The sequence below is a fragment of the Streptomyces sp. NPDC050508 genome, from assembly GCF_040655155.1.
Taxonomy (GTDB): Bacteria; Actinomycetota; Actinomycetes; order Streptomycetales; family Streptomycetaceae; genus Streptomyces.
Map to the genome: position 1 here is coordinate 64,979 of NZ_JBFAJJ010000001.1, position 24,433 is coordinate 89,411.

25 protein-coding genes are annotated in these 24,433 nt (G+C 69.4%); 9 read left to right on the forward strand and 16 right to left on the reverse strand.

Annotated elements, in window-relative coordinates:
- Nucleotides 1-10 precede the first annotated feature (10 nt).
- The 5 genes from AB0I69_RS00335 to AB0I69_RS00355 all read right to left on the reverse strand — a co-directional run bounded on the left by AB0I69_RS00335 (nucleotide 11) and on the right by AB0I69_RS00355 (nucleotide 5,760).
- Nucleotides 11-1,336 carry a PASTA domain-containing protein gene (locus AB0I69_RS00335; protein WP_363093198.1) on the reverse strand — a complete coding sequence of 442 codons (1,326 nt, stop codon included), beginning with the start codon at nucleotides 1,334-1,336 and terminating at the stop codon, nucleotides 11-13.
- A gap of 96 nt (nucleotides 1,337-1,432) precedes the next feature.
- On the reverse strand, nucleotides 1,433-2,383 hold the full coding sequence (locus tag AB0I69_RS00340; RefSeq protein ID WP_363093199.1) for a cytochrome c oxidase assembly protein: 951 nt from the start codon (nucleotides 2,381-2,383) through the stop codon (nucleotides 1,433-1,435).
- Between the two features lie 164 nt (nucleotides 2,384-2,547).
- Nucleotides 2,548-3,573: a 6-phosphofructokinase gene (locus tag AB0I69_RS00345; RefSeq protein WP_363093200.1), complete on the reverse strand. Its 1,026-nt coding sequence runs from the start codon at nucleotides 3,571-3,573 to the stop codon at nucleotides 2,548-2,550.
- Nucleotides 3,574-3,763: 190 nt separating this feature from the next.
- Nucleotides 3,764-4,492, reverse strand: coding sequence for a glutamine amidotransferase (locus tag AB0I69_RS00350; protein WP_363093201.1), 729 nt, complete (start codon nucleotides 4,490-4,492; stop codon nucleotides 3,764-3,766).
- A gap of 29 nt (nucleotides 4,493-4,521) precedes the next feature.
- Complete coding sequence (locus tag AB0I69_RS00355; protein ID WP_363093202.1) at nucleotides 4,522-5,760, reverse strand: MurT ligase domain-containing protein; 1,239 nt, start codon at nucleotides 5,758-5,760, stop codon at nucleotides 4,522-4,524.
- Between the two features lie 154 nt (nucleotides 5,761-5,914).
- Between AB0I69_RS00355 and def the strand changes: the two genes are divergently transcribed.
- The gene (def, locus tag AB0I69_RS00360; RefSeq protein ID WP_363093203.1) at nucleotides 5,915-6,454 is read left to right on the forward strand and encodes a peptide deformylase; all 540 of its coding nucleotides are present in this window, start codon (nucleotides 5,915-5,917) and stop codon (nucleotides 6,452-6,454) included.
- A gap of 151 nt (nucleotides 6,455-6,605) precedes the next feature.
- Here the strand turns inward: def and AB0I69_RS00365 are convergent, their stop codons facing one another.
- A complete protein-coding gene (locus AB0I69_RS00365) occupies nucleotides 6,606-7,250 on the reverse strand; it encodes a TetR family transcriptional regulator (protein WP_019070916.1) in 645 nt (214 codons plus the stop codon).
- A gap of 171 nt (nucleotides 7,251-7,421) precedes the next feature.
- Between AB0I69_RS00365 and AB0I69_RS00370 the strand changes: the two genes are divergently transcribed.
- Entirely contained in the window at nucleotides 7,422-8,651 is a 1,230-nt protein-coding gene (locus AB0I69_RS00370; RefSeq protein WP_363093205.1) for an acyl-CoA dehydrogenase family protein, read from the forward strand.
- A 48-nt stretch (nucleotides 8,652-8,699) separates the two neighbouring features.
- On the opposite strand, the gene AB0I69_RS00375 is transcribed toward AB0I69_RS00370, so the two are convergent.
- The 4 genes from AB0I69_RS00375 to AB0I69_RS00390 form a co-directional block, all read right to left on the reverse strand.
- Nucleotides 8,700-9,248: a GNAT family protein gene (locus AB0I69_RS00375; protein ID WP_363093207.1), complete on the reverse strand. Its 549-nt coding sequence runs from the start codon at nucleotides 9,246-9,248 to the stop codon at nucleotides 8,700-8,702.
- A gap of 61 nt (nucleotides 9,249-9,309) precedes the next feature.
- Nucleotides 9,310-9,831, reverse strand: coding sequence for a cupin domain-containing protein (locus AB0I69_RS00380; protein WP_363093208.1), 522 nt, complete (start codon nucleotides 9,829-9,831; stop codon nucleotides 9,310-9,312).
- 7 nt (nucleotides 9,832-9,838) lie between these two features.
- Complete coding sequence (locus tag AB0I69_RS00385; protein WP_363093210.1) at nucleotides 9,839-11,053, reverse strand: cytochrome P450; 1,215 nt, start codon at nucleotides 11,051-11,053, stop codon at nucleotides 9,839-9,841.
- Nucleotides 11,054-11,060: 7 nt separating this feature from the next.
- Complete coding sequence (locus AB0I69_RS00390; RefSeq protein ID WP_363093211.1) at nucleotides 11,061-12,125, reverse strand: type III polyketide synthase; 1,065 nt, start codon at nucleotides 12,123-12,125, stop codon at nucleotides 11,061-11,063.
- A gap of 182 nt (nucleotides 12,126-12,307) precedes the next feature.
- Here AB0I69_RS00390 and AB0I69_RS00395 point away from each other — a divergent pair, with 182 nt between their 5' ends.
- The gene (locus AB0I69_RS00395) at nucleotides 12,308-12,901 is read left to right on the forward strand and encodes a transcriptional regulator (protein ID WP_363093212.1); all 594 of its coding nucleotides are present in this window, start codon (nucleotides 12,308-12,310) and stop codon (nucleotides 12,899-12,901) included.
- A 49-nt stretch (nucleotides 12,902-12,950) separates the two neighbouring features.
- Here AB0I69_RS00395 and AB0I69_RS00400 read toward each other — a convergent pair whose 3' ends face one another.
- The 5 genes from AB0I69_RS00400 to AB0I69_RS00420 form a co-directional block, all read right to left on the reverse strand.
- Entirely contained in the window at nucleotides 12,951-13,187 is a 237-nt protein-coding gene (locus AB0I69_RS00400; RefSeq protein ID WP_317880821.1) for a DUF6213 family protein, read from the reverse strand.
- A gap of 25 nt (nucleotides 13,188-13,212) precedes the next feature.
- A complete protein-coding gene (locus AB0I69_RS00405; protein WP_363093213.1) occupies nucleotides 13,213-14,598 on the reverse strand; it encodes an NADP-dependent succinic semialdehyde dehydrogenase in 1,386 nt (461 codons plus the stop codon).
- 80 nt (nucleotides 14,599-14,678) lie between these two features.
- Nucleotides 14,679-15,155 (reverse strand): NUDIX domain-containing protein, encoded by a 477-nt coding sequence (locus tag AB0I69_RS00410; protein ID WP_363093215.1) that lies wholly within the window; start codon nucleotides 15,153-15,155, stop codon nucleotides 14,679-14,681.
- Nucleotides 15,152-16,690 carry an ATP-dependent DNA ligase gene (locus tag AB0I69_RS00415; RefSeq protein WP_363093216.1) on the reverse strand — a complete coding sequence of 513 codons (1,539 nt, stop codon included), beginning with the start codon at nucleotides 16,688-16,690 and terminating at the stop codon, nucleotides 15,152-15,154. Before AB0I69_RS00415 ends, AB0I69_RS00410 begins: the two co-directional genes overlap by 4 nt.
- A 29-nt stretch (nucleotides 16,691-16,719) precedes the next feature.
- Nucleotides 16,720-17,661 (reverse strand): NAD(P)/FAD-dependent oxidoreductase, encoded by a 942-nt coding sequence (locus AB0I69_RS00420; RefSeq protein ID WP_363093217.1) that lies wholly within the window; start codon nucleotides 17,659-17,661, stop codon nucleotides 16,720-16,722.
- A 79-nt stretch (nucleotides 17,662-17,740) separates the two neighbouring features.
- Between AB0I69_RS00420 and AB0I69_RS00425 the strand changes: the two genes are divergently transcribed.
- The 6 genes from AB0I69_RS00425 (at nucleotide 17,741) to AB0I69_RS00450 (ending at nucleotide 23,141) form a co-directional block, all read left to right on the forward strand.
- Nucleotides 17,741-18,322, forward strand: coding sequence for an XRE family transcriptional regulator (locus tag AB0I69_RS00425; RefSeq protein WP_363093218.1), 582 nt, complete (start codon nucleotides 17,741-17,743; stop codon nucleotides 18,320-18,322).
- 214 nt (nucleotides 18,323-18,536) lie between these two features.
- On the forward strand, nucleotides 18,537-19,514 hold the full coding sequence (locus AB0I69_RS00430; RefSeq protein WP_363093219.1) for an NADPH:quinone oxidoreductase family protein: 978 nt from the start codon (nucleotides 18,537-18,539) through the stop codon (nucleotides 19,512-19,514).
- The gene (locus AB0I69_RS00435; RefSeq protein ID WP_363093220.1) at nucleotides 19,511-20,716 is read left to right on the forward strand and encodes an acyl-CoA dehydrogenase family protein; all 1,206 of its coding nucleotides are present in this window, start codon (nucleotides 19,511-19,513) and stop codon (nucleotides 20,714-20,716) included. The genes AB0I69_RS00430 and AB0I69_RS00435 overlap by 4 nt, the downstream gene beginning before the upstream one ends.
- Nucleotides 20,713-21,786 (forward strand): acyl-CoA dehydrogenase family protein, encoded by a 1,074-nt coding sequence (locus tag AB0I69_RS00440; RefSeq protein ID WP_363093221.1) that lies wholly within the window; start codon nucleotides 20,713-20,715, stop codon nucleotides 21,784-21,786. The genes AB0I69_RS00435 and AB0I69_RS00440 overlap by 4 nt, the downstream gene beginning before the upstream one ends.
- 178 nt (nucleotides 21,787-21,964) lie before the next feature.
- Nucleotides 21,965-22,828 (forward strand): phosphatidylinositol-specific phospholipase C/glycerophosphodiester phosphodiesterase family protein, encoded by an 864-nt coding sequence (locus AB0I69_RS00445; RefSeq protein WP_363093222.1) that lies wholly within the window; start codon nucleotides 21,965-21,967, stop codon nucleotides 22,826-22,828.
- 118 nt (nucleotides 22,829-22,946) lie between these two features.
- A complete protein-coding gene (locus AB0I69_RS00450) occupies nucleotides 22,947-23,141 on the forward strand; it encodes a hypothetical protein (RefSeq protein ID WP_363093223.1) in 195 nt (64 codons plus the stop codon).
- Between the two features lie 2 nt (nucleotides 23,142-23,143).
- Here AB0I69_RS00450 and AB0I69_RS00455 read toward each other — a convergent pair whose 3' ends face one another.
- Entirely contained in the window at nucleotides 23,144-24,295 is a 1,152-nt protein-coding gene (locus AB0I69_RS00455; protein ID WP_363093224.1) for a phosphodiester glycosidase family protein, read from the reverse strand.
- Nucleotides 24,296-24,433 lie beyond the last annotated feature (138 nt).

Below are 24,433 nucleotides of genomic sequence, written 5' to 3' on the forward strand. Positions count from 1 at the left end.
CGGGTCCGCGTCACGTCTCGGTCGTGGTGGGTGAGTCGGTCACCGGGTCTCTGCTGGTCGACGCACTGCTCGTCACGGGCGCGCTGCTGGTCACGGGAACACTCGTCACCGGCGCGCTGCTGGTGACCGGTGCGCTCGTCGGGGGCGACTTGGTCACCGACGAAGGCGAACCGGTCGTGAAAGTGGCTGTGGCTGTGGCTGTGGAGGGGGTCGCAGTCGTAGGCGAACTGCTCGACGGAGGCGGCTCGTTCGTGGGCGAGGAAGGTGGCGGCGACGAGGACGTGGGCGGCGGTTTCGTGGGCGTCGAGTGAGGTGGCGTGGATGTCGGCGGGCCAAGCGTCGGCCCGGTGGTCGTCGGCCCGGAGGACGGCGAACTCGGGGGAGTGGAAGTCGCCCCTCCGCTCGTCCCGCCGGAAACGCTCAGCATCACGTACGCCCCGAACCGCAGCTCGGTCCCGGCCGGCGGATCGGTCGCCGTGACCTGCGCGTCGTCGGGCGGCAAGGTGCTCCCGCCGTACCCGACGGCCAGACCGCTGTCGACCAGTTGCCGCCGCGCCTGCCCGAACGTCGACCCCGCGAGGTTCGGCACCGCGTGCTGCTTCCGGGTGTCGAAGGCGGTGTCGTGCCTGCCCGTCGAGCCGACCGGACGCTCGATACCGCGGTTGGGATCGCCGACGTCGACGAGGGCGAGCCGCTCCATCTTCCGCGGCGCCGGACGCACGGCCACGACCGAGGACGCCTCATATCCGTGCCACTTCTTGTTGCCGTCCGCGAACTTGACGGAAATCCTCCCCGCGTCGCCCTTGAAGGGGCGCAGTGGATTTCCGCACGAGCACTTCGCGGCGGGTTCCCCCTGCTCGTCGACGAGAATCGCGATTCCCGCCTGGAGAAGGGAGTTGTAGGGCGTGGCCTTTCCCTTTTTGTAGTCGTGGTTCTGTACGAGAGTGTCGTGACGCAGGAGTACGGGTGTGAGTCGGTCCAGATAGGCCGGGATCCCGTCCGTGGTGATACCCAGCACGCTCGACCACGCGACCGCCTTCTGATGGTTCGCGGGATCGCTCAGGAACCTCTTGAGTTTCGCCACGTCACAGACGGTCGGTTTCTTGGTGCCCCCGTACAGGCCAGGCGTGTCCCCCTGCTGCAAGCTGCCCTGCACGGGCATCGAGCGGACGTTGGCGTCCTGCCCCAGTCCCTGTTTCTCGTCGAAGAAAGGCGCGAGCGACGGAACTGCGGCGGCGACCGCCTTCACGGCGAACATATGTGCGCCCCCGCCGCATCCACCCAGTCCACTCACGACCAGGACACAGACGAGCAGCGCGGCGATCCTGCGGATCACCGAAATTCCGGTCCTTTGCACAACTGCGCGAAATGTCATTACCGCTCCCCCCGCGGTTCCCCCATCGCGCTTTATGCTACTGAATGAAATTGCCGTTCAGTTGCCGCGTGTGTTCAATGAGGCCAAATAGGCGTTGTACGCCTGGAGTTCCTTGTCGCCGTCCCGGTCGGCGGCCCGGTCCTGACGCTTCGCCTGCCGCTGCTCCGAGCTGTACCACTGGAACAGCAGGGCGACCAGCACCAGCACGGACGGGATCTCGCTGAACGCCCAGGCGATACCACCGGCCGCGTTCTGGTCGGACAGCGCGTCGATGCCGAGCGAGGCGGGCGGGTGCTTGAACGTCTCGACCATCGGCTCCGACGCCATCATCAACGCGATGCCGAAGAACGCGTGGAACGGCATCCCGGCGAACAACTCCAGCATCCGCATCAGATAACCGGGCCGGTTCGGCCCCGGATCCACACCCATGATCGGCCAGAAGAACACCACGCCCACGGCGAGGAAGTGCACCATCATCGCGATGTGCCCGGTCTTCGAGCCCATCAGGAAGTCGAAGATCGGCGTGAAGTACAGCGCGTACAGGCTCGCGATGAACAGCGGGATCGTGAACGCGGGATGCGTGATGATCTTCATGTACCGGCTGTGCAGGAACATCAACAGCAGTTCACGCGGCCCCTTGCGACCCCGAGCCGCCGGAGGCAGCGCACGCAAGGCCAGGGTGACAGGAGCGCCGAGCAGCAGAAGGATCGGCGACAACATGCTGATGATCATGTGCTGCACCATGTGCACGCTGAACATGACCATGCCGTAGTCGTTCAGCCTGGTGCACATCACGAGCCCGATGGTCAGCACACCGATGACGAAAGAGATCGTCCGCCCCACGGGCCACGAGTCCCCGCGCCGCAGCAGCCGCACGACCCCCAAGGCGTACAGCCCGAGCCCGACCAGACAGGCGGTAAGAAAGAACGGATCGGCCGACCACTCAAGCCCCCGCCCCAGCGTGAACGGCGGCAGATCCATGGTCATACCGTGCCCGCCGTGATCCATCGAACGGCTCCTGATTCGTGGGGTTGTGCGTCGTCTGTCCGCACCAGAGTAGAACTGCCCCCGGTCACTTCTACGACCGGGGGCAAGCGCACCCACCCAGGGGCGCGGGGAACTGCGCGACCAGCCCCCACGCACCCGCACCCAACGAATCACCTAAAAGACGCTCAGAGCACGCACTCAGCCTCTTCATACCGATCAGCAGGCACCGTCTTCAGAGTCTCGACCGCATCAGCCAACGGCACCATCAAAATGTCGGTCCCCTGAAGCGCGGTCATCTTCCCGAACTCCCCCCGATGCGCAGCCTCCACCGCATGCCACCCGAACCGAGTAGCAAGCACACGGTCGTACGCAGTGGGAGTACCACCACGCTGCACATGCCCAAGAATCACCGGCCGCGCCTCCTTACCGAGTCGCTCCTCCAACTCAAGAGACAGCTGCCGCGCGATCCCCGCGAAGCGCTCGTGACCGTAGACGTCCTTCTTGCCCTCGTCGAAGTCCATGGACCCCGCACGCGGCTTCGCACCCTCAGCCGCCACGACAATCGCGAAGCGCTTGCCCGCCTCGAAGCGTTCGCCGACGCGCGCCGCCAACTCCTCGATGTCGAAGGGGCGTTCCGGGACGACGATGGCGTGGGCGCCGGCCGCCATACCGGAGTGGAGCGCGATCCAGCCGGTGTGGCGGCCCATGACCTCCACGACCAGGACGCGCTGGTGGGACTCGGCGGTCGTCTTGAGGCGGTCGAGCGCCTCGGTCGCGACACCGACGGCGGTGTCGAAGCCGAAGGTGACGTCGGTGACCGCGATGTCGTTGTCGATGGTCTTGGGGACGCCGACGATCGGGAGACCGGCGTCGTACATCAGCTTGGCCGCCTTGAGTGTGCCCTCGCCGCCGATCGGGATGATCGCGTCAAGGCCGAGCTCCTCGACATGGCCCTTGGCCCGCTCGACGCCGTCCCGGAGTTGGGAGGGCTGGACGCGGGAGGAGCCGAGAATGGTGCCGCCGCGAGCAAGGATGCCGCTCACCGCGTCGAGGTCGAGCTTGAGGTAGTCGCACTCCAGGAGGCCCTTCCAGCCGTCCCGGAAGCCGATGACCTCGTCGCCGTGGTCCACGACGGCGCGGTGCACGACGGACCGGATGACGGCGTTCAGGCCGGGGCAGTCGCCGCCGGACGTGAGGACACCAATGCGCATAGCCCGAAAGAACCTTCTCAACGTGGGCCGAAACCGGACCGCGTTGTCCGGTATGAACCCCGCCACCCTAGCGGCAGGAGGGGGCGGGGTCGTAGCGTGCGTCCGCCTGCTGGACGACCCCGCTCACCTGCGCGGACGTGCCGTCAGACGGGCTGGTTTCCGGTATCCGAAGAGAAGATGGACACCTGGTTCAGGCAGGCTGCTGAGCTGCGCCGATGCGCTCGTTGCGGAGCGCCTCGTACCAGCGGTCGTCGATCGGCGGCAGCGCGTTCACATCGAGGGCCAGCTTCAGCAGCAGGTCCGCGATCAGCGGGTTGCGGGCGAGGACGGGCCCGTGCATGTACGTCCCGAACACCGTGTCGTTGTACGCGCCCTCGGTGCCGTCGCCCGTGCCGTTGCCCTTGCCGAGACGGACGGTGGCGAAGGGGCGGGCGGTGGGGCCGAGGTGGGTGACGCCCTGGTGGTTCTCGAAGCCGGTCAGCTGGGGCAGGCCCAGGCGCGCGTCGATGTCCCCGAGGACGTCGCCGACGCACCGCTCGCCCTCGCCGCGCACCGACACCACGTCGAGCAGGCCGAGGCCGGGCTCGCGCTGGCCGAGGTCGTTGATGAACTCGTGGCCGAGGATCTGGTAGCCGGCGCACACCGAGAAGACGATCGCGCCGTTGCCGACCGCCCGGTGCAGGCCGCCGTCACGGCGCAGGCGCTCCGCCGCGAGCCGCTGCGGACGGTCCTCGCCGCCGCCGATCAGATAGATGTCGCCGGAGGTCGGGATGGGCTGGTCGCTGCGCACGTCCAGCCGGGCCACGTCGAGGCCGCGCTGCCGCGCCCGGCGTTCCACGACAAGGGCGTTGCCCTGGTCGCCGTAGGTGCTCAGCAGGTCGGGGTAGATCCACACCAGACGGAGCTGGTTGTCGCTCATGGTCATTCGTCCTCTGGGGGTTCTGGGTCTCAGTTGCCGACGCGGCGGCGCAGGTCCTGGAACGCGGTGTAGTTCGCGATGACCTCGATACGGCCGGGCGGGGCCATCTGCACGGCCTGGTCGAGGTTCTCGCAGACCTGGAAGTGCTGGTTGGCCACTTCCAGGCGGACCGCGAGGTCCAGCTTGCGGTCGCCCACGACGAAGATGGGGTGGCCGGTCAGTCGCGTGTAGTCGACGTCCCACAGCCACGAGGTGTCGGTGCCGTCGGCGCCGCGCGCGTTCACCGAGAGGATCACCGGGGTCGGCGGCGGGTCGATCAGGCTGAACGTTTCGAGCCAGCCCGCCGGGTTCTTCGCCAGCAGCAGACGCAGGTCGCGCTGCATGAACTGGACGACGTCATAGCGCCCGGCGACGGCCTGCACCTGGTACATGCGTTCCAGGGCGACTTGCGGAGGCACCCCGAAGACGGCGGCGACCGCGGCCGAGGAGGCGGCGTTGGCCTTGTTGGCACGCCCCGGCAGCTGGAGGTGGATGGGCCAGGCGGAGCCGTGCGGGTCGAGGACGTGGTCCCCGGACAGCGCCCAACTCGGCGTAGGCCGCCGGAATCCGCACTCGCCGCAGAACCAGTCGTCGCCCGGCCGCTGCATCACGCCACCGCACGAAGGACACGACCAGGCGTCGTCCTTCCACATCTGCCCGGCGGCGACCCAGATCACGTTGGGGGAGGAGGAGGCGGCCCACACGACGAGCGGGTCGTCCGCGTTGGCGACGACGACGGCCTTCGAACCGGCAAGCCCTTCACGCCAGTTCTCCGCGAGCATGCGGGTCTCGGCCGCGCGGTCCAGCTGGTCGCGGGAGAGGTTGAGCAGGGCGATGCACTTGGGGTCGGTGTCGCGGGCGACGCCGGCGAGGTACTTCTCGTCGACCTCGATGACACCGAACTTGGAGTCGGAGCCGCCGGCCAGTGCCGAGGTGATACCGGCGGGCATGTTGGCGCCGAGCGCGTTCGAGACGACGGGCCCGGCGGCGCCGAGGGCCTCGGCGATGAGCCGCGTCGTGGTCGTCTTCCCGTTCGTCGCCGAGACCAGGATCACGTCCAGGCTCTGGGCGAGCCGGGCGAGCAGGTCGGGGTCGAGTTTGAGTGCCACTCGGCCGCCGATCACCGATCCGCTGCCCCGCCCCGCGGCACGCGATGCCGCCGCGACCGCCTTGCCCGCCGTCACGGCCAGCTTGGCCCGCGGCGTGAGCGGGTCCGAGTTGCCTGCCATCAGTTCTCGATCCTCCTTGCGTACGCGCCGCGCCTCTGCCTCCGGCAACGTGGTGTGGACCTCAGCCTATCGAGATCCTTATCGGTGCCCGAACCGCGGCACCGCGAACCCCTCGTGGCGGGCGTGCGCCGTAGAGAACCGTACCCTTGCGGCCATGCGATACGGCTCCATCCCGGGCGCCCACGGGCGAGTCCGTCCCCTCACCCTGCTCGGCGACCCATTGCTTCACACCTCCTGCGCGGAAGTAACAGACTTCGGCCCAGAACTCGCCCGCCTCGTCGAGGACTTGTTCGCGACGATGTATGCGGCCCAGGGGGTGGGCCTGGCGGCGAACCAGGTGGGGGAGCCGTTGCGGGTATTCGTCTACGACTGTCCCGACGACGAGGAGGTCCGCCACCTCGGCCATGTGGTGAACCCACGCCTCGTCGAGACGGACGGTGTGGTGGTGAGGGGGCCGGAGGGGTGTCTGTCCCTGCCCGGCCTGGAGGCGGGAACCGAGCGCTACGACCATGCCGTGGTCGAGGGCTTCACGGTGACCGGGGAGCCGATCACCGTGCACGGGACGGGGTGGTTCGCGAGGTGCTTGCAGCACGAGTGCGACCACGTGGAGGGAAAGGTGTACGCGGACCGCGTGACGGGCTGGCGCCACAGCAGGTTGATGCGACAAGTCGGCCGAGCTTCTTGGTCCCGGTGAGCGAGGTTTTTCAGGGGCGCGGGGCTGTGTCGATCTGCGGCTCCGCCGCGTGGCCGCGACCAGCTCTCAGCACCGGTGAGCGAGGTCTTTCAGGGGCGCGGGGAACTGCGCGACCAGCCCCCCACCGGACGCGCACCCGAAACACAACCGGCTAAAACCCCGGCCCGCCAACCTTGTCCCCGGCGGCAGCCAACCGCCCCCACAACAGATCAGCCAAACTCCGCACCAACTCGGCCCGGGAGCAAGGCCGTTCGCCCAGCCACCAGTCCCCGGCCGCATGCATCATCCCGACGATCCCATGCCCCCACACCCGAGCCAACTGCTGGCTGTTGGGCCCGAGATCCACCCGCTCCTCGATGACCTGAGCCAACTCCTCGCCCATCCGCCTGAGCAGCGGAACGGAGTGATTGCCGGTGTCGAACCCCTGGTCCGCGGTCTGCCCACCCTCCACGGGATGCATCAGAAACCGATACACCTGAGGCAGCGCCTCAATCGCGGCGAGGTACGTGTCGAGCGTGGCCTCGACCCGCTCCCGCCGCTCCGCAGGCGCGTCCAACGCGGCCCGCAGCGAGGACAACAGGGCATCCGTATGCCGCTTGGCGAGGGCGGCGTACAGTCCACCCTTGTCCCCGAAGTGCCGGTACAGAATCGGCTTCGTAATACCCGCTTCCGCGGCGATCGCGTTCATCGAGGCCTGCGGACCATCACGCAGCACCACTCTGTCCGCGGCCTCCAACAGCTCGCGCCGTCGGCGATCGGCGGACCGTTGCTGATCGGTCCGCTGCGTGGTGTCCATGATCTCTCCCCACCCGTGCTGAATCGGTGACGCCTGCGCAAAGTAACACTCAATGCCCCCAACGCCTCGAACGGGCTGCCGAGTGGTCATCGGGAGTTGACTTTTCTTACCCGTCGGTAACAGACTCTGTCGTTACCGCAAGTAACATGCTAGTGCGCTGCTGGAGGAGTCATGGCCGAGTTCACCATGGAACTCAACGACGAACAGAAGGAGGTGCGGGACTGGCTGCACGGCTTCGCCGCCGACGTCATCCGCCCCGCCGCCGCCGAATGGGACGAGCGTGAGGAGACTCCCTGGCCGGTCATCCAGGAGGCCGCGAAGGTCGGCATCTACTCCCTGGACTTCTACGCCCAGCAGTACTTCGACCCCACCGGCCTCGGCATTCCGATGGCCATGGAGGAGCTGTTCTGGGGCGACGCGGGCATAGCCCTCTCCATAGTCGGCACCGGTCTCGCCGCGGTCGGCGTCCTCGCCAACGGCACCGAGGAGCAGATCGGCACCTGGATTCCCCAGATGTACGGCGACGCCAACGACGTCAAGGTCGCCGCTTTCTGCTCCTCCGAGCCCGACGCCGGTTCCGACGTGGCCTCCATGCGCACGCGTGCCGTGTACGACGAGGCCAAGGACGAGTGGATCCTCAACGGCACCAAGACCTGGGCTACGAACGGCGGTATCGCCAACGTCCACGTCGTCGTGGCGGTCGTCGACGCGGACCTCGGTTCCAAGGGGCACGCCTCCTTCATCGTCCCGTCGGGCACGCCCGGTCTGTCCCAGGGGCAGAAGTTCAAGAAGCACGGCATCCGCGCCTCGCACACCGCCGAGGTCGTCCTGGAGAACGCGCGCGTCCCCGGTTCCTGCCTGCTCGGCGGCAAGGAGAAGCTGGACGAGCGCCTCGCCCGTGCCCGTGAGCGCGCCAAAGCGGGCGGTGGCGAGCGGGTGAAGAACGCCGCGATGGCCACGTTCGAGGCGAGCCGCCCCGCGGTGGGCGCCATGGCGGTCGGTACCGCGCGGGCCGCTTACGAGGTCGCCCTCGACTACGCGATGACGCGCGAGCAGTTCGGCCGGCCGATCATCGACAACCAGGGTGTCGCCTTCCAGATCGCCGACATGCGTACGTCCATCGACGCGGCGCGGCTGCTCGTGTGGCGGGCGTCCTGGATGGCCGTCAACGGCAAGCAGTTCACCGCGGCCGAGGGGTCGATGTCGAAGCTGTTCGCGAGCGAGACGGCGAAGAAGGTGACCGCGCAGGCGATCCAGATCCTCGGTGGGAACGGCTACACCCGTGAGTATCCGGTCGAGCGGATGCACCGGGATGCGGCGATCTACACGATCTTCGAGGGCACGAGTGAGATCCAGCGGCTGGTGATTGCGCGGACGTTGTCTGGGATGCCGATTCGTTGAGTTTCGGGTGCGGGCCGGTGGGGGCTGGGCGCGCAGTTCCCCGCGCCCCTAGGGGCGCTCGTGGGCGCCGGAGTTCCAGTCCTCGGCCAGCAGCCCGAAGATCACCTCGTCCACGAACTCGCCGTTGACCCACGCCGCACGGCGGAGCCTCCCCTCCTGGACGAACCCGGCGCGGGAGGCGGCCCGGATCATCGCCGTGTTGTCGGCCAGGGTCTCCAACTGCAGCCGGTGCAGTCCGCGAACGGTGAAGCCGTATGCGCACAGCACCTCGACGACATCGACGGCCAGTCCGCGGCCACGGAACCCCGGCCGCAGCGACATGCCCAGGTGGGCGCTCCTGTTGTGGGTGTCGATGCCCCACAGCCCCGCGGTTCCCGCCAACTCGTCGTCGTCGAGGGAAACGACAGCGAAGGGGGCGGCATCGTCGTCAGGTTCGGTGACCGCGAAGGGTGAGGCCTCGGAGCCCGGTGAGACGGGGCGCCAGGGCCGTGAGTCCACTCGCGATCTCGTCGCCACGTCGTCGTACAACTCGGCGTGCAGGACCGGGACATCCGACTCGTGCCGGGCCCGGAGCCCGATCTTGGTTCCTCGTAGCATGGACCGTTCCTAGCCGACCCGCTCGGCGCCGATCAACTCGATTACCGCCCGCGTCGAACGGTCAACGGTGCTTGAGGGGCGTCAACTGCTCGATGTCGTACCGCCCCCGCAACTCCTCGATCGCCGCGTGATCCGGCGGCCCCCCGCTCCCGAGGATCTCCAACAGCTCCTCGAAATACCGCTCGTGGTCCGGCGGCGGGGACGCCTGGAAGAACATCTTCGCCGGCGTCTCCGTCGGGTTCGCGAACGCGTGCGGGCACCCGGGCGGTACGACGATCACCGTGCCCGGTGTCGCCCGTACCGCCCGGGTGCCCGAACTGGACTCCCAGCGCTGCCAGTTGTCCGGCGTCCGGATCCGCGGCTCGAAGGCGAGCACGTCCAACTCGCCTTCGAGGACGTAGAACAACTCCTCGCTGCGCGTGTGCACATGGGCGCCGACGTCGAAGCCCGGCGGCACCACCACCTCGAAGGTGGACGCCGTCCGCGAGTGCGAGCCGGTCACCTTGAACGTCACGTGCTGCGCGGGTGTCTGCACGACCCGGCCGTGGCCCGGCGGCACCAGCAGCCCCTCCGTCGCCGTCATCGGCACCTCACCACGTCACGGGCAGTGCCTCGGGCCCGCGGATCAACGCGCCCTTCTTGAACGGCACTTGATCGGCGGGGACCGCGAGCCGCAGCCCCGGCAGCCGGTCCAGCAGGGCGTCCACCAGCAGCTCGGACTCCAGCCTCGCCAGCATGTTGCCGGGGCAGAAGTGCGGGCCGAAACCGAAGGACACATGCGGGTTCGGGCTGCGCGAGAAGTCGATCCGGTCCGGGTCCGGGAACACGTCCGGGTCCCTGTTCGCGGCCAGGTACGACACGTACACCGGGTCGCCCGCCCGCATCCGTACCCCGCGGATCTCCACGTCCTCCATGGCGATCCGGGACAGTCCGACCGCGTTGCGGTGCGGGATGTAGCGCAGCAGCTCGTCGATGGCCTGGGGCCTCAACTCCGGCTCTGCGCGCAGCCGTTCGACGAGATCCCGGCGGGTCAGGAGCAGGTAGAACATCTGCCCGCTGTTGTTGGTGACCGCTTCGCCACCGATCTGCAGCAGCACCGCGAGCCCGACGGCCTCCTCCAGGGTGATCTCCTCCCGGCCCACGGCGGCACCGAGCAGCGAGGCGACGTCCTCGCCGTCGCTGCCCTCCCGGAGACCGATGAGATCAGCGAAGTACGCGCCCATCTCCTCCTTCGCCTTCTCGCTGACCTTGGCGCCGTGCGAGGAGGACAGGATGAGCTGGGTCCAGGTGTGCATGCCGTGCCGGTCGGCCGCCGGGACGCCCATCAGCTCGCAGATCACCGCGATGGGGAAGGGGCTCAGCACGGTCTCGGTGAGATCGGCGGGCGGTCCGTCCTGGAGCAGCTCGTCGATCAACTCGTCGAGCAGCAGCCGGGATTGCTCCCGTACCCGCTCCACCCCGCGCGCGGTGAACGCCGGGGCGACCGAGCGCCGTAGCCGGGTGTGGTCCGGCGGATCGAGGAAGCCGACCGCGCCGCGGGCCGGGATGAAGTGCGGGGCGAGCCTGGTCACCGGCTGGTCCATCACGGCCTCGCGGCTGAACCGGGGATCGTTGGTGACCATGCGCACGTCGTCGTGGCGGGTGACCAGCCAGGCCCAGCCCTCGCCGTTGGGCAGCTTGATCCGATTGACCGGACCCTCCCGCATCAGCTTGGCGAGGACCGGGTCGAAGTCCACCCCGGTCAGATCGAGGGCCGGCCAGGGCCGGACCGGGGGCAGGGTCTCGGTGAGCGTCTCTTCAGTCATGCCGTACTCAAGCCGTCTCTCGGTCGTCGCTGTGCCAGCGGCCCAGGGCCATCTCGGCGGTGATACCGGGTCCGAACCCGGCGAGCAGCCCGCGCGCCCGGTGCTCGGCGCCGCCCTCGTCGAAGAGCCGGCGCAGCGCGTCCAGGACGACGGCGCTGGCGATGTTGCCGTACTCGGTGAGGGTGGCCCGGCTGAACCGGAACGCGTGCGGGTCGACCTGCAGGAACTTGCTCAGGTCGTCGAGTATTCGGGGCCCGCCCGCGTGGACTATGTAGAAGTCCAGGTCGGCCGCGTCCCAGCCGTGCAGTCCCGCGAGGTCCTGGAGCGCCGGTGCGAGGGGCTCCATGGTGGCCGGCACCCGCTTGTCCAGCAGGAAGTGGAAGCCGGTGGCCCGGACGTCGTACATGATCCACTCTTCGGTCTTGGGGATCAGGTACGACCCGTTGCGCTCCAGCTGGATGCCGGTGCCGCCCCGCCCGCGCACGACTGCGGCGGCGATGCCGTCGCCGAACAGCCCGTTGGAGAGCAGGGAGCCGATGCCGAGGTCGGTCGGCTGGTAGCAGAGCGAGCAGAACTCGCAGGCCACGATGAGCGCGTTGGCGTCCGGGTAGGCCGTGCAGAAGTCGTGCGCCCGGTTGATCGCCGCGCCGCCGGCCGCGCAGCCCAGCTGGGCGATCGGGATCTGGCGGGTGGTGGCGTCGAACGCCATCTCGTTGATCAGCCAGGCCGTGAGCGAGGGCATCATGAAGCCCGTGCACGAGACGTAGATGATCACGTCGATGTCGGTGGTGAGGAGCTCCGCCTCGTCGAGCGCGCGCTGCACGACCGACGGGACACGGGCCTTCGCCTCGGCCGTGTAGATCCTGTTGCGGTCCTCGAACCCGGGGTGCTTGAGGGTCTCCTCGATGGGCTGCACGATGTGCCGGGTACGCACACCGGTGTTCTCGATCAGCCGGAGGGCCAGCGGCAGGTTGGGGTGGTCCGCGTGACGGGAGCGCGCCAGCTCCAGCGTCTCCTCCATCGTGATCACGTGCTCGGGAACCGACACCGAGGGCTTGCACAAAGTCGCCATGAACCGTCCCTGCTTTCGCCTTCCGGAAGGCCTTCGCCCGCCGGTCAGAAGGTGGTTCACCTCAGAGGGTGGTGCACCCACGATCACCCTTGAGAGCGACGATCTCTCGGTGGACTACTCCAATTCAGGGACCCTGTGTAAAGGTCGGATCAGTATCCGGACCCCCACCGACGGAGCACGCGATGACCACGAACCCCCTCGTAGCCCGGATCGCGACCGGCACCGCCCCCCGCGAAACCCTCGCCACCCTGGCCCTGGAACAACACCGGGTCATCCCGGCAGACCGCCGCGCCTTCCTGCATCTGGCGCAACGCGAGACGGCCACTCCGGAAGCGGCGGCGTTCTTCGAGTTTCTGGCGGAGGGCGAGGCAATGGCGGGGGAGAAGCTCATCGCCTTCGCGGAGGCATGCGGCGTGGACGAGACCCGCCTGCGCACGTACGAGCCTCTGCCCGGCTGCCAGGCCTATCCGGCATACGTCGCGTGGCTGGCCCTCAACGCCGAACCGACGGACGTGGTAGCGGCGTTGACATCCAACTTCGCGGAATGGGGCGGCTATTGCGCAACAATCGCCGGGGCACTCCGCAACCACTACGGCTTCACGGACGAGGCTTGCGGCTTCTTCGACTTCTTCGCGGAACCGGCACCGGAGCTGGAACTCGGGGCGACGGCGGCGATGCGGGCGGGCAAGGTGAATGAGGGTTCGGTGACCACGTACAGCACCCTGCTCAAGGCCTACGAGGCGAGCTTCTGGTCCACGCTCAGCGATCTCACCTAGGGGCGCGGGGAACTGCGCGACAAGCCACGACGTACCCGCACCCGCCGGACTACGACGACCCCCCACTGCTATGCGCAATGCACGCAACGTCAATACGATCCGCCAGCTTCGCAAGCTCGATCGTCAGGGCAGCCACCGTGTCCTCATCAAGCCCCTCCTCCCCGGCCTCGACAAGGTGCAGCCACCGCCCACCCACGGTACGCAAAAGCTTGCTGACATCGGCGGCAGCCACCTGCAAGGTCCCGCGGTCGTCGACGATCAGAGGCAGAGTCACTTCGCGGTTCACAGAGGGGATCGTAGCCGCGGAATGCTCACGCTCCGTGCCATACCGTGGTGATGTTGCAGAACTCGCGGATTCCGTGCCCCGACAACTCCCGCCCGTACCCGGACCGTTTCACCCCGCCGAACGGGAACGCCGGATGGGACGCGGTCATCCCGTTGAAGAACACGCCACCGGCCTCCAGGTCCCGTACGAACCGGTCGACCTCGGCGTCGTCCCGCGTCCACACGTTGGAACTCAGCCCGAACGGCGTGTCGTTGGCGACGAGGACGGCCTCGTCGAGATCGGCGACCCGGTACAGCGTGGCGACGGGCCCGAACGCCTCCTCGCGGTGGATGCGCATCTCGCGGGTGATGTCGGCGAGGACGGTCGGCGGGTAGTACCAGCCGGGCCCGTCGGGCCGCTCGCCGCCGCACAGCACGGTCGCGCCACTCTCCACCGCGTCGTCGACGAGTTCCTCCAGATCGCTGCGGCCCTGCTTGCTCGCGAGTGGTCCGACCTCGGTCTCCTCCGCCAGCGGATCACCGACCGTGAGGGCCTTCATGCCTGCCACGAACCGTTCGGTGAACGCGTCGAAGACGTCCGTGTGCACGATGAACCGCTTGGCGGCGATGCACGACTGCCCGTTGTTCTGCACCCGCGCGGTCACCGCGATCCGCGCGGCCCGGTCGATGTCGGCGGACGGCATGACGACGTACGGATCGCTGCCGCCGAGCTCCAGCACCGTCTTCTTGACCATGTCCCCGGCGACGGAGGCGACCGCACGCCCGGCCGGCTCGCTGCCAGTAAGGGTGGCCGCCTTCACCCGCTCGTCGCGCAGGATCTCCTCGATCGCGCCGGAACCGACGAGGAGGGTCTGGAAGGCGCCCTCCGGGAAGCCCGCGCGGTGGAACAGGTCCTCCAGGTAGAGGGCGGTCTGCGGGACGTTGGACGCGTGCTTGAGCAGGCCGACGTTGCCCGCCATCAGCGCGGGAGCGGCGAAGCGGATCACCTGCCAGAGCGGGAAGTTCCACGGCATCACCGCGAGCACCGGGCCCAGCGGCCGGTACCGCACCAGGGCCCGCGAGGCGCCGGAGTCCTTCACGTCGGACGCGGCGGGTTCCTCGTCGGCGAGCAGCTCCTGCGCGTGGTCGGCATACCAGCGCATCGACTTCGCGCACTTGGCCGCCTCCGCGCGAGCCTGCTTGACCGGCTTGCCCATCTCCGTGGTCATGGTCCGGCCGATGTCCTGCTGGTCCTCGTCGAGCAGGTCGGCGGCGCGGTGCATGAGGCGGGCGCGCTCGGCGAAGGCGGTCGTCCGGTAGGTGCGGAAGGTGGCCTCCGCGAGCCGGAGCCGGCGCTCGATCTCCTCGGCTCCCATGGCCTCGTACGTCTTGAGCGTCTCGCCGTTCGCCGGATTCACCGTCGCGATGGGCATGGCTGACCTCCTGGAGCGGGCTGTGCTTCGACCTTCCCGCGTGGCACGGGGGACCGCAACGCGTACGCGTACGCGGTTGCTCAGCCCGAGTGCTCCGCCAACCGGTCGAGAAACGTGGCCTGCGCCGTGACGACGACCTCCCGCGCCCGTTCGAGGCCCAGCCACTCCACCCGGTCCAGCTCCGGGAACTCCTGGATCTGCCCGGACTTCGGCGGCCACTCCATTCGGAAGGTGCCGGGAACCATGGTCGCCGGATCGAGATCGGCCTCGATCGCCCACGCGGTGACGACCTTCCCGTTGCTCTGCCGCACCTCACCGAGCTCGATCGCCTCGCCTTCGGGCGGCGCGAGCCCCAGCTCCTCCTGGAACTCGCGCCGGGCCGCGTCCCAGGCGGTCTCGTCGGGCTCGTACTCGCCCTTGGGCACACTCCACGCCCCCGCGTCCCGTCGCGCGAAGAACGGGCCACCCATATGGCCGAGCAACACCTCCAGCCCACGATCGGTGTGCCGGAACAACAACAGCCCGGCACTCCGCTTCCCTCTCGCGTCCCCCCTCACGGTTTCACCTCCGGATGCGCCGCCAGCAACGTCTCCACCGAGTCCGCCTCCTCCGCCCGCTTGTCCTCGCGATACCGCACGACCCGCGCGAAGCGCAGCGTGACGCCTGCCGGATACCGGGTCGACCTCTGCAGACCGTCATACGCGATTTCTACGACGAGTTCGGGCCGTACGGTCACCACGTGGCCGTCGCTCTCCACGGCCAGCTCCTGGAGGCGCTCGGTCTGCCAGGTCAGCATGGCGTCCGTCATTCCCTTGAAGGTCTTGCCGAGCATCGCGAAGGAACCGTCCGAACTCCGGGCGCCCAGATGGAGGTTGGAGAGCTTGCCGGTGCGGCGGCCGTGGCCCCACTCGGCGGCCAGGACGACCAGGTCGAGCGTGTGGACGGGTTTCACCTTCAGCCAGGAGGCACCCCGACGGCCCGCGCTGTAGGCCGCGTCGAGCCCTTTGACCACGACCCCCTCGTGGCCGCGCTTCAACGTCTCGGCGAGGAAGGCCTCCGCCGCCGGGACGTCCTCCGGGCCGGACACGAGAGTCCGGCGGACGCGCATCGGCTCGGGCACCAACCGGGCCAGTTCCGCGTGCCGTTCGGCGAACGGCAGGTCGAGCAGGTCGCGGCCGTCGACGGACAGTACGTCGAAGAACACGGGGGAGACGGGGACGGTCTCGGCGGCCGTGGCCACGTCCACCCGGGAGCCGACCCGGCCCGCCGTCTCCTGGAAGGAACGGGGCCGCCCGTCCTCGTCGAAGGAGATGACCTCGCCGTCCAGGATGAATCGCTCCCCTCTCAACTCCATTGCGGCGGCGGTGAGTTCGGGCAGGCGATCGGTGATGTCGTCGAGCGTGCGGGTGTAGAGCCGTACGACCTCGCCGTCGCGGTGGACCTGGACGCGGATGCCGTCGAGCTTCTCCTCGACCGCGCAGGCACCCAGCTTCTCGACCGCCTCCGCGACGGAGCCGGCGCTGTGCGCGAGCATCGGCAGGACCGGGCGGCCCACGGTCAGTTGGAAGCGGTCGAGGGAGGTCGGGCCGTCCGTGAGCAGGGCCTCGGCCACGGTCTGGAGCGAACCGGCCAGCATCACGGCGCGTCGAACATCCGTCGCGGGTACGCCCGTTGCCTCGGCCAGTCCCTCCACGGCGACCGCGTCCAGCGCGCCCTGCCGGACCTCGCCGGTGATCAGACCGAAGAGGAAGCGCTGTTCGTCGGCGGTGGCCGCGCCCATCAACTCGCCGACCAGACGGCCGCGTTCGGCCTGTGAACCGGCGCCCGACACCTTGCCGAGGGCGGTGAGGCGGGCGTCCACCTCGCGCACGGTCAGGGCGGGCTCCGGGGCCGGGTCGACCTGTCGGCTCAGCACCTTCCAGCCGATGCCGAGGCGGCCCTGCGGAAGGCGGCCCGCCAGATAGGGGATGACGATCGGGACGTCGTCGGCCTCCGCGTCCCGGAAGAGCTCCGCGAGCAGGGCGATCTTCCGGGACCGCGCCGAGGTGGCGGCGACCTCCTGGGACACATGCGCGAGCCGGGTCAGCAGCATGCAGCCATCGTGCAACGGAGGCGGGCGGTCTACACCCGGGCGACGGCGTCGAGGTCGGTCATCAGCAGCTCCCCGTTGATCGTGGCGCCCGCCCGGTAACCGGCGGAGGCCGCGTTCACGACCTGCTCCGCGAAGCCCATCGCGTTGCCGACCGCCCACACGCCGGGCACGGTCGTCAGACCCGTCGGATCGACCACGGGGTACGCGCCGAACAGGGTCTCCTGAAGCTCGGCGCCCAGCTTCTCCAGCAGCCCGGTCTGCGGGACGGCCCGAGGCGCTACGAACAGGGCCTCGCGGGGGTGCGTGGTGCCGTCCGTGAGGCGGACGCCGGTGAGCCGGTCGTCGTCGACGGTCAGTTCCGCGACCTCGCCGGGCACCACGGCGACCCCGGCGGCGGCCAGCCTGCGCAGGTCCTCGTCCGTCAGCTCGGACTCGGCGAGCGTGTGCAGGAACAGGGCTACGTCCTTGGACCACTGCGAGACCATCAGCGCCTGGTGCACGCTCATCGGCGTCGTCGCGAGCACACCGAAGGCCTGGTCACGGACCTCCCAGCCGTGGCAGTACGGGCAGTGGATCACGTCCCGCCCGAAGCGCTCGGCGACTCCGGGGACGGTGGGCAGCTCGTCCTTGAGACCGGTGGCGACGACGATCCGCCGCCCGTGCACGGTCTCCCCACCGGCAAGCGCTACGGCGAAGTCCTCGCCCTTCGTGACGTCCACCGCGCGGTCCCGGACCAGGTCGACGCCGTAGCGCGCGATCTCCTCGCGGCCCACGGCCAGGAACTCGGCGGGCGACATGCCGTCCCGGGACAGATAGCCCTGCATGTGCGCGGCGGGTGTGTTGCGCGGCTCGCCCGCGTCGACGACGAGCGTGCGGCGCCGGGCTCGGCCCAGGACCAGCGCGGCGGAGAGCCCCGCGGCTCCTCCGCCGATGACGACCACTTCGTAGGTTCCGGTGTGTGTCTCGGCCATGGTGACCACCTCCACCCCCGAATGTCGCCCCATCCCTGCCGTATTGACAAATGCCTTTGCCGAAACTGCAATATCGGTCATGAACGACGACACGGACGAGGTTCTGGCGGAGGTCGGCCCGCGACTGCGGCGGATCCGGAAGGAGCGGGGCGCGACCCTCGCCGGGCTGTCGGAGACGACCGGCATCTCGGTGAGCACGCTGTCCCGGCTGGAGTCCGGGCTGCGCAAGCCCAGCCTGGAGCTGCTGCTGCCGATCGCGCGGGCTCACCAGGTACCGCTGGACGAGCTGGTGGGGACGCCACCGGTGAGTGATCCACGGGTCCGGTCCGAGCCGATCCAGCGGCACGGCCGCACCTATTGGCCGCTCACCCGTCAGCCGGGCGGACTCCAGGCCTTCAAGGTGCTGGTGCCTCAGCGGGAGGAGGAACCCGATCTGCGAACGCACGAGGGCTACGAGTGGCTGTACGTGATGTCCGGACGCCTACGGCTCGTGCTCGCCGAACACGACGTGGTGCTCGCGACGGGGGAGGCCGTCGAGTTCGACACCCGGGTGCCGCACTGGTTCGGGTCGACGGGGGAGGGTCCCGCGGAGTTCCTGAGCCTGTTCGGCCCACAGGGCGAACGAATGCATGTCAGGGCAAGGCCCAAGCGAGGCCGGTGAAAAACGCCGCTCCTTGGAGCGCCCCTTTAGGGGCGCGGGGCTGTATCGATTTGCGGCTCCGCCGCGTGGGCGCGACCAGCCCCCACCGGCCCGCGGCCAAAGAACGACACGCACCGACCGGACCGTGACGAACCCGACTGTTCCCTGATCGACAAGCGACCGCTTAGTATGCGATCGACCCCGGTCAGACAGAGCAGTCCCGTGGAGGCCCCGCATGCAGGCATGGCAAGTGCACGAGAACGGCGAGCCGAGTGAGGCAATGCGCCTGGCGGAGGTGGAACGACCCACGCCGGGCGACGGCCAGGTCCTGCTGAAGGTGCGTGCCGCGAACATCAACTTCCCGGACGTCCTGATGTGCCGAGGCCACTACCAGGTCAGGCCCCCGCTCCCGTTCACCCCGGGTGTCGAGATCTGCGGCGAGACCGAGGACGGCCGCCGCGTGATCGCCAACCCCGCGCTGCCGTACGGCGGTTTCGCCGAGTACACCGTCGCGGACGCCGCTGGACTGCTGCCCGCCCCCGAGTCGTTGGACGACGCGGAGACGGCCGCACTCCACATCGGCTACCAGACGGGCTGGTTCGGGCTGCACCGGCGCGCCCACCTGGAGGCCGGCGAGACCCTGCTCGTGCATGCAGCCGCCGGCGGCGTCGGCAGTGCCGCCGTACAACTCGGCAAGGCGGCCGGTGCCACCGTCATCGGTGTCGTCGGCGGCGCCGAAAAAGCATCCGTCGCACGGGAGTTGGGCTGCGACGTCGTGATCGACCGGCGCACCGAGGACGTCGTCGCGGCCGTCAAGGCGGCCACCGACGGGCGCGGTGCCGACGTGATCTACGACCCGGTCGGCGGCGACGCCTACACGCAGTCCACGAAGGTCGTCGCCTTCGAGGGCCGGATCGTGGTCGTGGGCTTCGCGAGCGGTACCATCCCCAGCCCCGGTCTCAACCACGCCCTGGTGAAGAACTACTCGATCCAGGGCCTGCACTGGGGCCTGTACGCCACCAAGAACCCGAAGCTGATCCTCGACTGCCACGAGCAGTTGACCGAACTGGCCGCACGCGGCGCCATCAAGCCGCTGGTGAGCGAGCGCGTCCCGCTCGCCGGTGCGGCCGCCGCCGTGCAGCGGGTCGGCGACGGTGTCACCACCGGCCGGGTCGTCGTCGTACCGTCCTTGGAGAACGGAGCCGCCGTATGAGCGAGGAGACCACGGGAGCGGCCTCGGCCGCGGCCGAACTGCGCCGCCGCGCCCAGGAGTTGCTGGCCGCGCACCCGCCCCTGGAGACCGACCCGCTCGACTTCCTCAAGGCCCGCTTCGACGCGGGGCTCGCATGGGTGCACTACCCCGAGGGGCTCGGCGGTCTCGGCGCCCCGCGTGCCCTGCAGGCCGTCGTGGACGCCGAGTTGGAGGCGGCCGGCGCCCCCGACAACGACCCGCGCCGGATCGGTATCGGCCTCGGCATGGCCGCCCCGACCGTCCTTCGCTTCGGCACCGAGGAGCAGAAGCAGCGCTTCCTCAGGCCCCTTTGGGTGGGCGAGGAGGTCTGGTGCCAGCTGTTCAGCGAGCCGGGCGCCGGGTCCGACCTGGCCGCGCTCGGCACGCGAGCCGTACGGGAGGGCGACGACTGGATCGTCAACGGGCAGAAGGTGTGGACGTCCAGCGCCCATCTCGCCCGCTGGGCCATCCTCATCGCGCGCACCGACCCGGACGTGCCCAAGCACGCGGGCATCACCTACTTCGTCTGCGACATGACCGACCCCGGTGTCGAGGTCCGGCCGCTGCGCCAGATCACCGGCGAGGCCGAGTTCAACGAGGTCTTCCTCACCAACGTCCGTATCCCCGACGCCCATCGCCTCGGTGAGATCGGCGACGGCTGGCGGGTCGCGCAGACCACGCTGATGAACGAGCGCGTCTCCATCGGCGGCATGCGCATCCCGCGCGAGGGCGGCATGATCGGCCCGGTCAGCAGGACTTGGCGCGAGCGTCCGGAGTTGCGCACGCACGACCTCCACCAACGCCTCCTGAAACTCTGGGTGGAGGCCGAGGTCGCCCGGCTCTCCGGCGAGCGGCTGCGCCAGCAGCTCGTGGCGGGCCAGCCGGGCCACGAGGGCTCTGGCATGAAGCTCTCCTTCGCCCGCCTCAACCAGGAGATCAGCGGCCTGGAGGTCGAACTCCGGGGCGAGGAAGGCCTGTTGTACGACGACTGGACCATGCGGCGCCCGGAACTGGTGGACTTCACCGGCCGCGACGCCGGTTACCGCTACCTCCGCTCCAAGGGCAACAGCATCGAGGGCGGGACCAGCGAGGTCCTGCTGAACATCGTCGCCGAGCGCGTCCTGGGCCTCCCGGCCGAGCCGCGCACCGACAAGGACGTCGCCTGGAAGGACCTCGCGCGATGACGGATCTGCTGTACTCGGAGGAGGAAGAGGCGCTGCGCGCCGCCGTCCGGGACCTGCTCACCGACCACTGCGACGCGGCGGGTGTCATCGTTCGCACCGAGTCGGACGCCCCGCACGACCTGTCCCTGTGGAAGTCCCTCGCCGACGGCATGGGCCTCGCCGGTCTCCTGGTACCCGAGGCGCAGGGCGGCCAGGGCGCCACCCACCGCGAAGTCGCCGTCGTGCTGGAGGAGTTGGGCCGCGCGGTCGCTCCCGTCCCGTACCTCACGAGCGCGGTCGTCGCCACCGAGGCGCTGCTCGCGTGCGATGCCGAGGATCTCCTCGCCGAGCTGGCGTCGGGCCGGAAGATCGGTGCCCTCGCCGTCTCCCTGAGCGTCGCCCCGGGCGGCACCTACAAGGCGGTACGGCACGAAAACGGTTCCCTGTACGGGGAGTTGACCGGGATCGCCGACGCGGCCGCCGCCGACGTGCTGCTGGTGCCGGGTGAGGACGGCGGGTTGTACGCCGTCGACGCGGGCGCTGTGACCGTCGTACCGCAGGTGTCCCTGGACCTGACCCGGCCCCTGGCGCGCGTGGTGCTCGACGGGGCCGCGGGGCGCCGGATCGGCGACGCCGAACCTGCCGTACGACGCGCCCTGCGGGCCGGGGCCGGGCTGCTCGCGTCTGAGCAACTCGGGCTTGCCGACTGGACGTTGACCGAAACAGTCCGGTACCTGAAGGAGCGCAAGCAGTTCAACCGGCCCGTCGGCGGGTTCCAGGCGCTCAAGCATCGGCTCGCGCAGTTGTGGCTGGAGGTCGTCAGCCTGCGGGCCGCCGCGCGCAACGCGGCCGACGCCCTGGCTACTGGTGAGGACGCCGACGTGGCGGTGGCCGTCGCACAGGCCTACGCGGCGTCCGTCGCCGTCCACGCGGCCGAGGAGGCCGTCCAGTTGCACGGCGGCATCGGCATGACGTGGGAGCACCCCGCCCACCTCTACCTGAAGCGGGCCAAGGCCGACTCGATCGCCTACGGCACGGCGGGCGCCCATCGCGAGGCCCTGGCGGAACTGGTCGATCTGCAAGCCCCCTGACGCCAGTCGTTCATCCGGTGAAGCCCGTCCCACCTGGGGCGGGCTTTTCCGTGCGCCCCCGCCGAAGGAGTGAACAAGCGAGGGCGGTCCGGCCAACTCCTGGCATGTACAGGTTCGTTGGAGTCCCGGCAGACTCATACTCCCTGTGGTTCGGACCCGCCCCACAGGGAGGAACACCATGTCCTTCGTCACCCGCCGCAGAGCCCTCGCCACGTTCGGCGCCGCGTTCGCGGCCGTGCTCGCCCCGCCCGCGGGCAGCGCGTTCGCCGGCGAACAAGGGCACCACCGGCGCCCGTTGTGGCGCGCCCACGCCCACAACGACTACGAGCACCCCCGCCCCCTCTTCGACGCCCTCGACCACCGCTTCGGCAGTGTCGAGGCCGACATCTTCCTCGTCGGCGACCAACTCCTCATCGGTCACGACGCATCCGAGCTCGACCCGAGCCGCACGCTCGAATCCCTCTACCTCGACCCGCTGGCCGCCCTCGTGAAGGCCAACCACGGCTCGGTGTACCGGGGTTGGCGCAAACCGCTCCAGCTCCTGATCGACATCAAGACCGAGGGCTCCTCGACGTACCTCGAACTCGACCGCCATCTCCAGCGCTACCAGCACCTGTTCACGACCTACGCCCACGGACGCATCCACCCGGGCGCGGTCACCAACGTGATCTCCGGCGACCGCGCGGCCCGTACTCCCATGGAGGCGCAGACCGTCCGCCGCGCCTTCTACGACGGCCGGCTCACCGACCTCGGCAGCTCGGCGCCCGCCTCCTTCATCTCGCTCATCAGCGACAACTGGCAGACCAACTTCACCTGGCTCGGCGACGGCGCCTTCCCCGACGCCGAGCGGCAGAAGCTGCGCGACATCGTCCGGCAGGCGCACGCGAACGGACAGACCGTGCGGTTCTGGAACACCCCGGACGTGGCGGGCCCCACCCGTGACGCGCTGTGGGGCGAACTGTTCGCCGCCGGTGTGGACTTCCTCAACACCGACGACCTGGCCGGCCTGGAAGCATTCCTCGACGCGCACCGGTCGGCGTGACGGTGTGACACCACACGTTCGGGGGACACGTCAGTAGCCCGGACGAACCCTCCGCTACGCCACACTTGCGGCCGAACGCCGTGAACCAGACATGGCGGCGTGGCGGAGGAGGGTGACGATGGCCATTTCCATCTCTGTGGTGCTGCTGCTCCTGATCCTTGCGGTGATCTTCATGCGCAGCGGCGGGCTGAAGATCTCCCATGCGCTGGTCTGCGCACTGCTCGGGTTCTTCATGGCGAGCACCAGCATGGCGCCCACGATCCACAGTGGCCTCACTGCCACCGCGGATCTGGTGAGCGGCCTGCACCCGTGAGATCAGCCGGTTGAGAAGACCCCGACGCCGTTCGGTACGGGGCGCTCGGCGCCGCCGCTGGGATGGTTCCGTACCGTGACGGCGCTCGCGCCGGGTGCGCGGGCGACCAGGGTCGTCGAGCCGCCGCCGTCCAGGCTGAAGGCGTCGACCGAACCCAACTTCCGCATCTGGGCGGCGACTTCGGCGATCGTCAGGCCGCTGCGGTACGCGACCGCGCCGTCCGTCGCGAACAGCAGCAGACGACGGCCGCCGTTCGCGATGCCCACGGCGGTGCGCACGGCCGACGTCGAGTTGTCGAGACCGGCCAGCGGCTGTCCGTTCCGCAGGACCGGGTAGCCGCCGAGGGCGAAGCGGTACGCGATCCCGCTCCTGGACGCCACCAGCCGGTGCCGCACCAGCACCCGCTCGCCGGTGACCAGCTTCCGCAGCCGCTGCGCACCCGCCTCCCGGCCGACGAGGACGGTGGTGCCCGCGGCGATGGCACCACCGCCGGGAGTGTGGGACGCCGACACGACCCGGCCCCCGCGGACCGTCACCTCATAGGTGTCCGCACTACAGGCGCCGGCCCGGTTTGTGTCCGTGCCACATGTGGCACGCACCCGGGAGACGCTGCCCCACTGTGTGGTGAACGCACCGATGGAGTTCTCCGGCAGTGCGTACTGATTGAACCCGCCGAGCTCCGTCGACCCATGCGAGGTGCGGATCCACCCGTTGAGGGTGAGGCTGTCCAGCCGGGCGACACGGTCGACACCCACGCCCAGGACGTTTCGCGTGTTCGTGCCGGGCGGCAGCGCGGGCCCGAAGCGCTGGCCGTCCGGCACCGCCGCCTTGAGCGCGACACCGCTCGCGACGGCCGGTCCGTCGGTGGAGCCGGTGGCCTCGACACCCGGGTGCTGGGTCTCGGTGATGTTGAAGAAGTCACCGTTGACGCCTGCGACGGCACCCGCGGAGTCGGCCAGCTCGGAGACGGGCTCCCGGGCCGCCACCGCGCCCGGGTAAAGCAGGTTGACGCGCACATGGGTGTTGCGCAGATCCACGATGACCACATGGGCGTGGGTCACACCCTTGGCCGCCGTGATGTCGAACTGCCGGTAGGTGACACCCGGCGCGAGCTGTGTGGTGCCCGGCACGGCGCCGGCCGGTGCTGCCCCCACCAGGGCCGCACCGGCCAGCGCGCCGAATGCCGTGAGATACGCGAGTGCCGATCTCCCTGCTCTGAAACGCTCTGCTCTGAAACGCCTTTGACGGTGCGTCACAGTGCCCCCTGATGTCTCGTCAACTCTCTCAGGACT

What these genes read in the sequence shown, in the direction of transcription:
- AB0I69_RS00355 (WP_363093202.1), bottom strand. Translation starts at nt 5,760, where the DNA reads ATGGCAGGCAACTCGGACCCGCTCACGCCGCGGGCCAAGCTGGCCGTG.
- AB0I69_RS00395 (WP_363093212.1), top strand. Translation starts at nt 12,308, where the DNA reads ATGACCACGAACCCCCTCGTAGCCCGGATCGCGACCGGCACCGCCCCC.
- AB0I69_RS00350 (WP_363093201.1), bottom strand. Translation starts at nt 4,492, where the DNA reads ATGAGCGACAACCAGCTCCGTCTGGTGTGGATCTACCCCGACCTGCTG.
- AB0I69_RS00440 (WP_363093221.1), top strand. Translation starts at nt 20,713, where the DNA reads ATGACGGATCTGCTGTACTCGGAGGAGGAAGAGGCGCTGCGCGCCGCC.
- AB0I69_RS00370 (WP_363093205.1), top strand. Translation starts at nt 7,422, where the DNA reads ATGGCCGAGTTCACCATGGAACTCAACGACGAACAGAAGGAGGTGCGG.
- AB0I69_RS00405 (WP_363093213.1), bottom strand. Translation starts at nt 14,598, where the DNA reads ATGCCCATCGCGACGGTGAATCCGGCGAACGGCGAGACGCTCAAGACG.
- AB0I69_RS00365 (WP_019070916.1), bottom strand. Translation starts at nt 7,250, where the DNA reads ATGGACACCACGCAGCGGACCGATCAGCAACGGTCCGCCGATCGCCGA.
- AB0I69_RS00445 (WP_363093222.1), top strand. Translation starts at nt 21,965, where the DNA reads ATGTCCTTCGTCACCCGCCGCAGAGCCCTCGCCACGTTCGGCGCCGCG.
- AB0I69_RS00385 (WP_363093210.1), bottom strand. Translation starts at nt 11,053, where the DNA reads ATGACTGAAGAGACGCTCACCGAGACCCTGCCCCCGGTCCGGCCCTGG.
- def (WP_363093203.1), top strand. Translation starts at nt 5,915, where the DNA reads ATGCGATACGGCTCCATCCCGGGCGCCCACGGGCGAGTCCGTCCCCTC.
- AB0I69_RS00390 (WP_363093211.1), bottom strand. Translation starts at nt 12,125, where the DNA reads ATGGCGACTTTGTGCAAGCCCTCGGTGTCGGTTCCCGAGCACGTGATC.
- AB0I69_RS00345 (WP_363093200.1), bottom strand. Translation starts at nt 3,573, where the DNA reads ATGCGCATTGGTGTCCTCACGTCCGGCGGCGACTGCCCCGGCCTGAAC.
- AB0I69_RS00425 (WP_363093218.1), top strand. Translation starts at nt 17,741, where the DNA reads ATGAACGACGACACGGACGAGGTTCTGGCGGAGGTCGGCCCGCGACTG.
- AB0I69_RS00415 (WP_363093216.1), bottom strand. Translation starts at nt 16,690, where the DNA reads ATGCTGCTGACCCGGCTCGCGCATGTGTCCCAGGAGGTCGCCGCCACC.
- AB0I69_RS00450 (WP_363093223.1), top strand. Translation starts at nt 22,947, where the DNA reads ATGGCCATTTCCATCTCTGTGGTGCTGCTGCTCCTGATCCTTGCGGTG.
- AB0I69_RS00380 (WP_363093208.1), bottom strand. Translation starts at nt 9,831, where the DNA reads ATGACGGCGACGGAGGGGCTGCTGGTGCCGCCGGGCCACGGCCGGGTC.
- AB0I69_RS00435 (WP_363093220.1), top strand. Translation starts at nt 19,511, where the DNA reads ATGAGCGAGGAGACCACGGGAGCGGCCTCGGCCGCGGCCGAACTGCGC.
- AB0I69_RS00375 (WP_363093207.1), bottom strand. Translation starts at nt 9,248, where the DNA reads ATGCTACGAGGAACCAAGATCGGGCTCCGGGCCCGGCACGAGTCGGAT.
- AB0I69_RS00420 (WP_363093217.1), bottom strand. Translation starts at nt 17,661, where the DNA reads ATGGCCGAGACACACACCGGAACCTACGAAGTGGTCGTCATCGGCGGA.
- AB0I69_RS00340 (WP_363093199.1), bottom strand. Translation starts at nt 2,383, where the DNA reads ATGGATCACGGCGGGCACGGTATGACCATGGATCTGCCGCCGTTCACG.
- AB0I69_RS00430 (WP_363093219.1), top strand. Translation starts at nt 18,537, where the DNA reads ATGCAGGCATGGCAAGTGCACGAGAACGGCGAGCCGAGTGAGGCAATG.